Annotated in this window: 12 protein-coding genes and 1 pseudogene; 7 read left to right on the forward strand and 6 right to left on the reverse strand. The window is 42.3% G+C overall.

Translation table 11 applies throughout. The features are described from left to right. Positions 1-15 precede the first annotated feature (15 nt). Positions 16-1,302, reverse strand: a complete 1,287-nt coding sequence (locus ACM1ND_RS03135; RefSeq protein ID WP_023986834.1) for a hypothetical protein — start codon at positions 1,300-1,302, stop codon at positions 16-18. Positions 1,303-1,446: 144 nt separating this feature from the next. Between ACM1ND_RS03135 and ACM1ND_RS03140 the strand changes: the two genes are divergently transcribed. Continuing rightward, positions 1,447-1,959 carry a GNAT family N-acetyltransferase gene (locus tag ACM1ND_RS03140; RefSeq protein ID WP_028541120.1) on the forward strand — a complete coding sequence of 171 codons (513 nt, stop codon included), beginning with the start codon at positions 1,447-1,449 and terminating at the stop codon, positions 1,957-1,959. Here the strand turns inward: ACM1ND_RS03140 and ACM1ND_RS03145 are convergent. Both ACM1ND_RS03145 and ACM1ND_RS03150 read right to left on the reverse strand, forming a co-directional pair. Beyond that, positions 1,948-3,207: a DUF438 domain-containing protein gene (locus ACM1ND_RS03145; protein WP_028541119.1), complete on the reverse strand. Its 1,260-nt coding sequence runs from the start codon at positions 3,205-3,207 to the stop codon at positions 1,948-1,950. The two genes, ACM1ND_RS03140 and ACM1ND_RS03145, sit on opposite strands and share 12 nt — an antisense overlap. Positions 3,208-3,221: 14 nt before the next feature. Continuing rightward, positions 3,222-3,449, reverse strand: coding sequence for a DUF1858 domain-containing protein (locus tag ACM1ND_RS03150; RefSeq protein WP_025719881.1), 228 nt, complete (start codon positions 3,447-3,449; stop codon positions 3,222-3,224). 235 nt (positions 3,450-3,684) lie between these two features. On the opposite strand from ACM1ND_RS03150, the gene ACM1ND_RS03155 reads away from it, so the two are divergent. The 6 genes and pseudogenes from ACM1ND_RS03155 to ACM1ND_RS03180 all read left to right on the forward strand — a co-directional run. Next, positions 3,685-4,404, forward strand: coding sequence for a hypothetical protein (locus ACM1ND_RS03155; RefSeq protein ID WP_053324551.1), 720 nt, complete (start codon positions 3,685-3,687; stop codon positions 4,402-4,404). A gap of 41 nt (positions 4,405-4,445) precedes the next feature. Beyond that, positions 4,446-4,847, forward strand: a complete 402-nt coding sequence (locus tag ACM1ND_RS03160; RefSeq protein ID WP_068941270.1) for a GntR family transcriptional regulator — start codon at positions 4,446-4,448, stop codon at positions 4,845-4,847. 41 nt (positions 4,848-4,888) lie between these two features. Continuing rightward, complete coding sequence (locus ACM1ND_RS03165; protein ID WP_418027976.1) at positions 4,889-5,824, forward strand: ATP-binding cassette domain-containing protein; 936 nt, start codon at positions 4,889-4,891, stop codon at positions 5,822-5,824. Between the two features lie 2 nt (positions 5,825-5,826). Next, positions 5,827-6,729 carry an ABC transporter ATP-binding protein gene (locus ACM1ND_RS03170; protein WP_023986841.1) on the forward strand — a complete coding sequence of 301 codons (903 nt, stop codon included), beginning with the start codon at positions 5,827-5,829 and terminating at the stop codon, positions 6,727-6,729. Next, positions 6,722-8,041 carry an ABC transporter permease gene (locus tag ACM1ND_RS03175; protein WP_264454227.1) on the forward strand — a complete coding sequence of 440 codons (1,320 nt, stop codon included), beginning with the start codon at positions 6,722-6,724 and terminating at the stop codon, positions 8,039-8,041. Before ACM1ND_RS03170 ends, ACM1ND_RS03175 begins: the two co-directional genes overlap by 8 nt. Positions 8,042-8,226: 185 nt before the next feature. Then, positions 8,227-8,690, forward strand: a pseudogene (locus tag ACM1ND_RS03180) (recombinase family protein); the annotation flags it as partial. 260 nt (positions 8,691-8,950) lie between these two features. On the opposite strand, the gene ACM1ND_RS03185 reads toward ACM1ND_RS03180, so the two are convergent. The 3 genes from ACM1ND_RS03185 to ACM1ND_RS03195 are packed head-to-tail and all read right to left on the reverse strand — an operon-like array spanning position 8,951 to position 11,668. Then, positions 8,951-10,228, reverse strand: coding sequence for an MFS transporter (locus ACM1ND_RS03185; protein ID WP_028541115.1), 1,278 nt, complete (start codon positions 10,226-10,228; stop codon positions 8,951-8,953). A gap of 53 nt (positions 10,229-10,281) precedes the next feature. Then, the gene (locus ACM1ND_RS03190) at positions 10,282-10,761 is read right to left on the reverse strand and encodes a GNAT family N-acetyltransferase (RefSeq protein ID WP_028541114.1); all 480 of its coding nucleotides are present in this window, start codon (positions 10,759-10,761) and stop codon (positions 10,282-10,284) included. A 55-nt stretch (positions 10,762-10,816) separates the two neighbouring features. Continuing rightward, the gene (locus ACM1ND_RS03195) at positions 10,817-11,668 is read right to left on the reverse strand and encodes an MBL fold metallo-hydrolase (protein ID WP_028541113.1); all 852 of its coding nucleotides are present in this window, start codon (positions 11,666-11,668) and stop codon (positions 10,817-10,819) included. Between the last annotated feature and the right edge of the window lie 171 nt (positions 11,669-11,839).

Here is an 11,839-nt window from a genome sequence, read left to right on the forward strand (position 1 = left end):
TCTAGGTAAGTTTTTTCAGGATGACACATTCATCGTGGTTGTAGAGATTTTTCGGTAAAGCAACAGATAAATACCCAGCTCGACAGGGGAGGAAACAGCCATCACAATTCCCGCCACTTTGCCGTCCAGTCCTGAAAAAAAGCAGATACACAGAATAAGCGCGAGAATCGCAAAGCTTACAGAAAACAGCCTGCCGATAAAGATAGGTTTGGTATTGCCGATCAATATCGAACGCCCAATAAAATATTCCACCCAAGGATAAAATGCGACATAGACAGCCAGTATGCGAAGCAATCCTCTGGTTTCTAGCAACAATTTTCCTTCCAATCCCAATACATTCCGTAACACAGGATCGCCAGCAAATCCGAAGGAAAGTAACAGTAGTAGCAGCGGCGACAGGATAGACAAAAAGCTCAAAAATATCAGCACTTCCCTGCGCTTGGACGTATAAAATTGAATCACAATTTGATGCAAAGAGCTGCAAAACCAGACCAATAGATTTAGGATTTGCAGTGCTACAGAAAAGGATGCCACGGCCAAAAGTGGATCAGTTGTATTGTTCAGCGCAGCTTGGATGGAAGGATTCAGGATAACCAGCACCAGCGCCGAATATAGCAAAGGAAGATAAAAAGGTAGGAGATGCTTCGCATGATGGATGGTTTGCTCCGCGTTGTCAGGAGGCAGCTTTCTTTTGAGAACCCGGCCTTCTAAAAAAGTAACGACCAGCTCTATGAGAATACCTGCAATAAAAATGGCGGCACCGACTCGTCCGTCATTCGTCCAGCCAGCACGGATCAAAAACCAGGAAGCAATTAGCATCACGATAATACGTATGGACGAGCTGAATGTCATCCATGCCGTTCGGTGCTTGTTAATAATAAGTCCCTGATATATGTTACGGACAGCTACCAATATGTATAGTAAAGTAAGAACCTGAAATACGTTCTTGGTGGGTTCGATCAATACTGGGGACACACCAAATACATATTGAAAGACCAGATTGCCTACGGGCGTCAACCCGATGCTCCAGCCTATGATCAATACAGCCACAGCGACGAACGTACATAAAATACCGATAGAATGAACGGACTTGCGATCATAACCGAATTTCGTGGTCATTTGCCGTACAGCGGTTAACGGAGTTTCCAACAGTAGGCACAGGCTGACGGCGACCGCATAGCTGCTTAATGTAAACGAAGGATGTTCCGAACGAGCAAGCACGGCATTGACGATGACATGCGTTAGTGCAGCAATTAATGACGAAATGCCAAGCGGCACATAAAATGAAACAATTTTATTCAAGTCGAATCCCCCAGTAAACGAGTAGTGTAGTGAACGGTTATCCTATCCAACTTCACTAAACAATGAATATTCCTATTATAGATCAAGATTTGGATCGTCGATATAATAGAGTGCATAATATTGGAAACTAGGAGTGGAACTCACATGAACATCAGGGAAGCAACGATATCAGATGCCGAGGGCATCGCCAAGGTGCACGTAGATTGCTGGAGGACGACGTACAAAGATATAATGCCTGCCCAGGTTCTGGAACAGCTTTCCTATGAGCAAAGAACAGAACTGTGGAATGCGAATCTATCCAGTGAAGACGGCCATCGGGTATACGTTGCTGAAAATGAGAAGGGGGAAATCATCGGATTTGTGAGTGGGGGTCCGGAAAAGTCAGGTGAATATCCCCCGTATGGGGGAGAAATAACGGCTATTTACGTTTTGAGTGAATACCATAGTTTAGGCTTGGGAAAGAGACTATTTTTACGTCTGCTTCAACATTTTAATAGTATGGATATTCACTCTGTAATCGTATGGGTGCTAGCAGATAATCCAGCATGTACTTTTTATGAAAAGCTGGGGGCCAAACTTATAGTAGAACAACATATTATAAGTTTGGGTGGCAAAAACCTGAACATGGTGGCTTACGGTTGGATACTATTCGGATAGAATACGCTTTTGTCCTTCCAAGGCACGAATTGGTGCAATATTTTGCGTAAATTCCAACGTTCCCAGATAGTGGCCCTCAGCATCACGGATGGCAAAATAACGGATGTAGACAAATTTGTCCTTGATTGGAATCCAAAAATCTTCAACATCCTTGCGGCCTGCTTTAAAATCTTCCAGTAGCTTCTCAACGACATGCACGCTTTGGGGCGGATGGCAATTCTGTACGGTACGACCAATGACGGCTTTCGTGCGCGCGAAGATTCGTTCCTTACCATGGGAAAAATAGCGAACAACATCATTTTCATCGATAAAAGTCAGGTCAACGGGTAGATGATTCAACAGCAATTCCAATTGTTGTACGGATATAATCCCCGTCTCGAATCTCACGAAGCCTTGCGGTGTTCCGGATGTGCCTTCCGTTTGCTCAAGGGCTTCTGCAGGTTCCTCTGCCCGTTCGGGTATCCATTCACGTTCGGGAGCGGTCAGGCAGAACCCGATTTCCTCGCTTTCCCGGGCTATTTTCAGCCACTCATCCTCTGTCAGCTTACTGAGTGCCATCGGCAGCAAAATATTCTCTTCCTTGAATATCATTTCATTCACTTCGCTCATGATATGGGCAAGTGCCTTCCCAATCTGTTCACGATCTCCGTTATATTCGGTGAGCAGACTCTTTGCCTCCTTAATCGCAGCACGAATGCTGTCGTCCACACCCCACATAACTTTAGTTGGACCAAAAATCCCATAGCGTTCTAGATAAGGAAAGACCAGATTTTCTTTGCGGCTATAGTGCTTGTCGAGATCGAGCAGCAGACTTAAATCTTCCAGTAGCTTGTAGATGATTTTGGGGCTGTCGTCCTTTTGAAATTGGTCTGCGTGCAATGACAACTTGAAGTTGACCAATTGTTCGATCTCCCGATTTTCCAGCTTGAAGGTATGAACGGGATGTCCCGGTTGTTCTTCTGGTCCTGAAGGACGGTGGATATCCTCAATGGAACCCTTGAATATCGATGTATGCACGGAACAAAGACGCTGCACTTCCGATACGGGAATTCCTTCCTCAGTCATCAATGCATGCTCCATAGCCGAAATTTCGGCTACGCTTACTCCGCCAACAGCCTCTGCGAAACGCGCTTTGACTTCCTCCACGCTTTTCCCGGCATGTAATTCTTTTATAATTTCCTTTAGCGTTTGTTGGCGTTCCGTTAATTCCTGTGCTGTATGTTCACGGTTGTTAATTAGCTCGCTCATGATCGTTAGCTCCTTTATTTTTGAATGGTAAAACCATGTTGCAAAAACGTGCGTTCCACGGTTTCCATAGCTACTTTTTTTAATGCAATACCTTTGGACAGTGTCATAAAACGACCTGCGGTTTGTAACATGCCAGGCTTGGCGATATCGTGAAAACCCAGCTCTACCATAATGTCCTTCACTTCGGGGTGACGGTTAACAAGGTTAAATATCGGCTCATCCCAGTGCAGTATCTTATCCATTTATTCATCCCCTTGATTGAGAACGTTTATCATTTACAGAGTAGCATAGGTCATGACGAGCTTTTGTGATTGTACGCACAATTTGCATTCAGGTGTTGACAGTTGTAATTCATGGTTTATATACTGTGTATAAGGATATATACAGTAATAACACTGATTACTGTAATAACAACTTCGTATGAAGAGAGAATGAGGTCGTCATTACAGGCAGTGCAGAAGGGATCAGGATAAGAAAATGACAATCATCAAGCAGGCATGGAAGATTACCCGGCACGATTTTCGCAACAATCCATATGTCATGCTGTGGACATTGCTGTTTATTGCGTATTTGGGATTTACCATGAGTTTTGCTGTAAGTGTGCATTGGGATGAGCGTGGAAACTTGAGTCCAGTAGCCGATTTTATCATGCTGGTGCTGATTCCGTTTCTCGGATTCATTTATAACCGTCGTGCATTTAAATATCTTCAGGAAGATTCCTATACGCATATGCTAGCCTTTTTCCGCACCTTGCCTATACCGATGAATGCGGTGATTATGAGTCGAATTCAACAGGCGCTTTTGGCGTTTGTTATGAATAGTGTAATATTTTTCACTCTCTTTTTTACGTTGTCAGCTACGTTTCGGGTATATGCCAGTACAGGTTTCTTTGTATCGTTTGCACTTACCTGGATAGGCTACGGAATGCTGATTCAAGCCATTTATATTCATTTAGAATTTCTTAAAAAAGGAAAATCCTACTTTTGGATATCCATTGTCATCATGCTTATTTGTGGGATAGTTACGATTATAGTTCGAGTATGTGGGGCCAATCTGGTATCGATAACGGCATTTTATAGCAAGGAATGGCAGCTGTTGTCTCCGGTAATGTGGGGAGCGCTGCTGGCAGGAGTTCTGGGTATGTGCGTGTCCTATAGGGTGACACAGCGTAGGCTTATGAAACGGGACTTAACTTAGCGGTATGTGTACAAAGATAGATAAAAAGGGGGGAGAAGCAGGTGAATATACCAGTGCAAATTGATGAGAATAGCGCGGAACCGCTGTATGCGCAGATTGAAAAGCAACTTCGTTCACTCATCGTAACCGGACAGATTGCAGCGGGAACGCTGCTTCCCTCCATTCGGGAGTTTGCAGGGACGCTCCGCTGCAGCGTCATCACCGTCCGGCGGGTCTATCAGGATTTGGAGAACGAGGGCTTGCTTCGTACCCGGCAGGGGACGGGCACCTTCGTAGCTATGGTCGAGGACGATAAGCGCTCAGGTTACCGCCTTAAAGCAGTGACTGAGGCGTTGGAAACGGCGATTGACACAGGCATCGCTGTGCAGATGACAGAACAGGAATTGTGGGAGCTTTTCGCAGAAATGGTGAAGAGAAGGTATGAAGTCCAAGTGAAGGAGTGAGGCCCGTGAAGAACGATGTAAATCATCATGTGGAAGTTCCTATGGGGATACAGATAAAAACACCCATTATTGAGATGAGCGAGGTCTATAAAACCCGGGGTAACCGGGAAATTGGACCGATTAATCTAACCATTGAACCGGGATATGTAGTCGCTTTGGCTGGACATAACGGATCGGGCAAAAGTACATTGATTCACCTGCTGACTCAGCTTATCCACCCGGATTCCGGTGAAATCCGTTGGTTCGGTCAAGCGTATCCAGACGGCATGCCGGCAGATACACGACAATGGGTTGGGTATGTGTCAGAGCAGCCAACCCGTGAGGAAGATCGACTCACAGCAGAAGCAGCAGCGGCTTTTCGAGCCTTGTGGTATCCCGGCTGGGATGAAACACGTTTTCAGCGTCTGATGGAACGATTTCAGGTTCCTCAGCATACGAAATTATCGCGTATGTCCAAGGGAGAGCGCCGTAAGTTTGAGCTGGCTGCAGCCTTGGCGCCTCACCCCCGTTTGTTGCTGCTGGATGAGCCTTCGTCGGGTTTAGACCCTTTTGCCTGGAAAATCATGCTGGAAGAACTGCGGGATTGTATGGAGAACGGCAAAACGACGGTCATTATTGCTACTCATATTATAGACGAGATTAAGCGTTTGGCGGATTATATTGTTCTGATGCATGATGGCAGGCTGCTCGGCAAGCTGGAAAAAGACCATTTGCTCGAAAATAGCAAGGAAATGTGGTTTGAAGGCACGCCAGAGGAGGCATCGGAGCTTCCGGGAGTGGTAGAGACGGAGAGCGAAGGCGGATTGCAACGAATTGTAACGTTGGCAGCCGAAGAGACCAGCGCCATATTGGAACAAGCGGGCATTCGCCCCATCCGTGTGCGGCGTTTGGAACTGGATGATATTTTAGTACATTGGTCTGCGGGACAACTATCAGAAGATGTGGAGATATATACGCAGAAAAAAGGAGCGGAGTAATCATGAGCATGCTGCAATTGAAAGAGGTCGTGAAGCAATATGGGAACCACACGGCGGTGAACGGAATTTCGCTGAATGTGAACGGCGGGGAGATTTACGGACTACTGGGAGGCAATGGAGCAGGCAAAACGACAACGATGCGCATGGTGCTCGGCCTGATTTACCCTGATGGAGGAAACATTCAATATGAGGGCAAGCCCTACAGCAAGGAGCTCCAACGGACGATGGGTTATTTGCCTGAGGAGCGAGGGTTGTACCCCAAGGTGAAGGTGAGCGAGCAAATTAACTATTTGGGCAGGCTGCGCGGCATGTCGGCCAAGGAGGCGGACAAAAGTCTACGCTACTGGCTGGAGCGCTTTGGGGTGCCGGAATATTACGACAAGCGGATTGAGGAGCTATCCAAGGGGAATCAGCAGAAAATGGGTTTTATTGCTGCTGTAGTGCATCGCCCGACGCTGCTTATTTTGGATGAGGCCTTCAGTGGGCTTGATCCGGTGAACGTTGAATTGCTTAAGGATACGGTGAAAGAGCTGCGGGATGATGGGGCTGCGATTTTATTCTCGACCCACCGCATGGAGCATGTGGAGGAACTATGCCGCCATATTACGATTTTGCATCGCTCAAATACAGTTGTGCAGGGAAGTGTGCAGGAGATTAAGGGCCGTTACCCACGTGAAAAAGTTCGTCTCATTACTACAGGTGAAGTGAACGGACTGGAGCAGCTGCCCGGCGTGCGCCGTGCAGAGCCTATGGATCGCGGCTGGATGCTGCATATTGAGCAGCCGGATGCGGCGAAGTTGATTTTACAAACGGCGTTGGAGCAAACGGATGTGGAGCATTTTGAGATCAAGGAACCTACGCTGAACGAGATTTTCATAAGAGAGGTGGGTGATTCCCATGAATAGACTGGGTACGGTGATCGGTTTTACGTTTCGTCAGAAGGCGAGAACCAAATCTTTTATCATTACAACGCTGGTACTGGCCTTGCTCATTACAATTGGTATGAATCTGCCGTATATGATTTCTTTGTTTAAAGGAGATGGGGCAGGAGGTTCGGGCACAACGGCAGCCGAGCATCATCGCTTGGGACTGATTGCTGGGAGCCGGATAGAAGTGGCGAATCAGCTGGAGCAATTTACAAAGAAGCAATCCAACCCGGCAGCCATCTGGGTGCGTTATGACAACGTACAAACGCTGGCCATGCAGCAAGCCTTGAAAAACGGGGAGCTGCAAGGTTACGTGCAGTTCACGGAGCCTGCCACTAAGGGGGACACGTTTCCTAAAGTGGAGTACGTCTCTGTAGAAAAAGAGCCATCTCCTGCTGTAATTACATTGTTGCAGACGGGACTTCAGGAAGCTAAGGTCAAAGCCATTATGGGCGGCAATGCATTGACCAGCGATCAAATTCGTGAAATTAGCACACCTGTAATGGTGGATAGCAGGGAAGTAGACGGTCCATCTGAGGCAGGAGGAGCTGTGGGGACAGAGGAAAAAGAGACCTCTATGATTAACTATGGTTTGGTCTATGTACTGATGATTTTATTCTTCACCTCCTCCATGATGACGGGGAATATGATTGCTGCAGAGGTGACATCGGAAAAAAGCTCACGTATCATGGAGATTCTCATCACAAGCGTATCGCCGTTGACCCAGATGTTCGGAAAAATTATCGGCATCTTCCTGGTCGGTCTACTGCAAATTGCTGTTTTTGCAGCCGTTGTATGTGCCAACCTTATGCTGCCGCATAATAATGTCATTCTTAGCTCAGCCGGGCTGGATCTGTCGCAACTGAATATCGCGGTGTTGGGTTATGGTCTGGTATTCTACATCCTCGGCTACTTTCTGTACGCAGTATTGTTCGCTGCGGTGGGCTCCATCGTTAGCCGTACCGAGGAGTTGGGACAGGCGATCATGCCGATTACCGTGCTGTCACTAGCAGCCTTTTATATCGGTATCTTCAATATCGCCGCACCTGATACGATTTTCGTTAAGGTGGCCGGGTACATCCCATTTTTCTCGCCGACTGTCATGCTGCTGCGGATTGGTCTGGAGCGGGCGAGCCTGCTGGAAATCTGGCTGTCCCTTGGTATTCTGGTCGCCTCCATTTTGTTGTTCGGTTGGCTGGCTGCCAAGATCTACCGTACGGGTGTCTTAATGTATGGTAAACGTCCTTCATTCAAAGAGTTAAGAAAAGCTATGAAGGCTTACAAGATTTAAGAAGCTGTTGTCGATGTGTGATGTGTGGTGTCATAATTAATGAGAATTTTTTTCATAATTAGTGAGAAATGTAATTAATAAATGAAATTTTATTTAATATATGTTTTGGACAGAGTGGGGGCCTTGACTCATCAGAAGTACCGATGGATCAAGGCATTTCTACTTTAAATGGTGATGATTAATAATTTGGAGTGAACGAAATTGTAAAAGGAGAAAATTAGTGGTGTTTCTAAACAGAAGCATCAATTGGGTGAACTTCTTTCCAAGATAGCTGCCGATGATACCTTAGTTGTGACTAGAATGGAAGGTCTTGATCGAAATACTGACAGTTGTTGCAGCTGGTTGAACAACTTCGTGAAAGAAACATACATTTTATTATCTAAAACTTAGGAATTGATACAAGAACACCTACTGGTAAATTCTTTTTAACTGTTATGGCAGTATTCAGTGAGCTAGATCGAGAAATGATTAAAGAAAAGCAACGTTCGGGGATAAAATTGGCTAAGCAAAAGGGAAAATATCGAGGAAGGGTAAAAAAAATACAGATAAACACCCAGGAATGAACCATGCAATTGAATTACGAAAAACAACAGATAAAACTGTAAAGGAAATTTGTACTATTACAGGGGTTAGTCAGGCAGCGTTTTAAAGGAAATAGAGGAAAAAGGGGTATAATAACTGGGGATTATTTTATATGTGGCCTCTCAATCCCCGAATCGTTTCCGTACCCCTCTTAGGAACTAACTACAGGTATTGAACGAATATATTTCATATCCAGTTATCTCCTTACCATTGTTAAATATTATTTTACTATCCAAAGGAATAATATAAATGGGTATGTTGGAAAGCTGATTAACTAACCAGCCAATGACCGATCTTTCTGAAAAATCCCTTCAGTTTCACTCAGTACTAGTTTCCTTTTGCTGTATTAATATTGTTTGACATGAATCCTTTTGTAATCACAGTCGCTAATAAAAAAATAAAACAAATATTTATATTAAATATAATAACTAATTTACTAAATAATGCTACACCAATACTCATACCGATAAAATTGCATAAATTATAAACACCAATACTTATTTTCTTGGATTCTTTCAGTTCCAAATCTAATAAATTATTTAAAGCAACTTGTACAACAGAAAAGGCAATGAAGCAACAAACACTTGTTAAAATGTATACTATGCCTATTTTTGAGTTAAAAATACTAATTAAATAACCTATGAAAAAAATATATAATCCTATTCTATAGAATTTTTTCACATTTTTATTAGTCATATTCTTCCCAATCCCTATACTTGCAAACCCTCCTATTAAAGCACTTATAAAAAATAGGATTCCAGACTGTATGGGATTAAAAGTATAAGAAAAAATATAAGAGAGAAGAAAAACATTTGCTCCTAGCAAAAAAAATAACAAAAAACTAAGACTAGTTATTCTAACAAAAATTGTATTATTAAATATTTTTTTATCAATAATTGGGTAAGAAACGGTATTGATATGGCGAATGAATACTAGGGAAAATAAACTACAAAAAACAATAAAAAGAAAATTAATGTTCAAGGCACATAATAAAAAGAGAATACATAATAATAAATAAAACGTCCCTAACCAATCAAATGGAGTCTTATTTTCTACCTTATTTTCTGGAAAAGTAAAATATAAAATTGGTATAAAAATTATTGCACAACTCATAAATAAAAATAACATGTGCCAATCCGTTATGGATAGAATAATACCACTCAGTAAAGGTCCTAAACCTGATCCTAAAGCCATAGCAAAGCTTATAAAAGCAAGACCTATCGGTAATAATGCTCGATCAAGTACATCTATAATTGCAACCATTGTCAGTGAAATAAAGGCTGCCCCTCCGACTCCTTGTGCCATTCTAGATAATACAAGTAAATAAAAATGATCCATAAAAAAGCCCAAGATAGAGAAAAGAACAAAGATAACTAAAGCAAATAGATATAGTTTTTTTAATTGAATGCTTTCAGCAAGCTTACTGTATATTATTGAACCTACTGTAACCATAATTGAATACCCTAAGATAAACCAACTGCTAAAAGATATAGAAATATTTAAGTCTTTAGCAATTGGTACGAGAGCTAAATTAAAAAAGAAACTATTCATTACTCCGAGTAATACAGTACTTAGTAAACAAAACAATATAATCTTATTCTTCAAAGACAAACCCTCCGTTTAACTATTCCATAAAAATAAGACCTTCTTTCCTTTTGTTATAGTTCTAATAGAAATATAATTGAATTGCGGTCAGGATAATCATATTTAATTGGCAAATCTTCTTTATCAATCTCTTTAAATCCAGCCTTTTTATAGAAACCGTGTGACCTAGTGGCTTTAGATGGGGTATCTAAAATTATCTTAGAAAAACCTTGTTTCTTAGCAAAATCAAGCAGTGCTTCATAAAGCTTTTTTCCTGTCCCAAATTCTTTACCACGGTAGTCTTTATAAACAAAAAATTTCTTTAATACAGCAACCTCCTTATTTTTCTTTTGCAAACCAATTGAACCTACGACCTCTCCGTTATCATTTAACGCTATCCAAAAATTACCGCCATCATTTATATAATTTGAATGAATGTCCAGAATGTCCGGTTGTTCTTTAAGACTAATACCCACTTCATATTCGACATTCTGTACATGCAATATTAATTTAATGACTTCTTCTTTATAACTATCATCGTAAACCGTAATCATTTATTAACTCCTCCAACCGTGTTTATTAAAAGAATGCTATTATATATACCTTTTATTAAGATTTCGCTGCTTTTGCTGCTCCCCAAAGTGCACCTGGATTAGCTCTATTTGGATAGAGTTCTAACATCTTATGGTAGAGCTCCTGTGCTGTTTCCGTTATTTCATTCAATCGGTTAAAATCTCGGATGTAATTTTGTGTCTCGGCGATAATTTTGGGATTATCTTCATTTTCGGGTTTCTTATGTCCAGCAACCACTGCACGTGGTTTTAGTACCTCAAGTTTGTCGAGCACAGCTATCCACTCAATTCGAGTTTCGTTAGTGGTTTCAGCCAAGTAAAGATGAATGTCGTTATAAGTTGCATCCCCTGAAACGATTAAATCAATTGATGGGACGTGTAGAGACGTTGTATCTCCAGTATCAGTAAACCCAGTATTCACCACGATAAGTTTTTGTCCTTCTAGCTCGAACTCACTTCCTTCAAGTTCCTGAGCGACGACTAGATCCTCAGGTATCTCACCAGGAAAGAGTTTATGCCAGAAAGATTCAAGAGATATTTGTTCTTGCATGGCTTTGACAGCACCTGGAGTTGCTATCGCTCTTGCATCAGGGAAACGATCTAAAAGCATCTTTATACCAAAGAAATGATCACCATGACCATGAGTGATATAGATTGTGGTTAAGTTTTTACCACTTTTGACAACCCAATCTACCAATGCTTGATTTTCTTTAATAGTAAGAAATGTATCAATGAGGACTGCGTCTTGTTCACCATAGATAAGCGTGACCGTATTTGCCACCCACTTCAGCAATTCTTGTCCTTCTGGTAAATCTCTACTGAGACCTTGACGCTTTGACACTAACACATCCCAGTTTAGGGGATTTTTTTTGATTTTAACTTCCGTCATGTCATTTCTCCTCCCTGACTATTTAGCGTTGTAAATACCTTAATTAAAAGGTACGTCCAGAATGGTTTTCACATAATATCCTTCTGTTTTCAAATTTCCTTAAGATTAACCCGGAACTAATTGTTAGTAAAATTGAAATTCGAGAAGTTATCCATTGATTTTTTTGATACT

It is taken from the genome of Paenibacillus sp. JJ1722 (genome assembly GCF_048282685.1).
Taxonomy (GTDB): Bacteria; Bacillota; Bacilli; order Paenibacillales; family Paenibacillaceae; genus Paenibacillus; species Paenibacillus polymyxa_B.

Bases quoted from the DNA above. Each gene is read 5' to 3' on its own strand.
- ACM1ND_RS03155 (WP_053324551.1), top strand. From the start codon at position 3,685: ATGACAATCATCAAGCAGGCATGGAAGATTACCCGGCACGATTTTCGC.
- ACM1ND_RS03175 (WP_264454227.1), top strand. From the start codon at position 6,722: ATGAATAGACTGGGTACGGTGATCGGTTTTACGTTTCGTCAGAAGGCG.
- ACM1ND_RS03170 (WP_023986841.1), top strand. From the start codon at position 5,827: ATGAGCATGCTGCAATTGAAAGAGGTCGTGAAGCAATATGGGAACCAC.
- ACM1ND_RS03150 (WP_025719881.1), bottom strand. From the start codon at position 3,449: ATGGATAAGATACTGCACTGGGATGAGCCGATATTTAACCTTGTTAAC.
- ACM1ND_RS03145 (WP_028541119.1), bottom strand. From the start codon at position 3,207: ATGAGCGAGCTAATTAACAACCGTGAACATACAGCACAGGAATTAACG.
- ACM1ND_RS03195 (WP_028541113.1), bottom strand. From the start codon at position 11,668: ATGACGGAAGTTAAAATCAAAAAAAATCCCCTAAACTGGGATGTGTTA.
- ACM1ND_RS03140 (WP_028541120.1), top strand. From the start codon at position 1,447: ATGAACATCAGGGAAGCAACGATATCAGATGCCGAGGGCATCGCCAAG.
- ACM1ND_RS03190 (WP_028541114.1), bottom strand. From the start codon at position 10,761: ATGATTACGGTTTACGATGATAGTTATAAAGAAGAAGTCATTAAATTA.
- ACM1ND_RS03165 (WP_418027976.1), top strand. From the start codon at position 4,889: ATGGGGATACAGATAAAAACACCCATTATTGAGATGAGCGAGGTCTAT.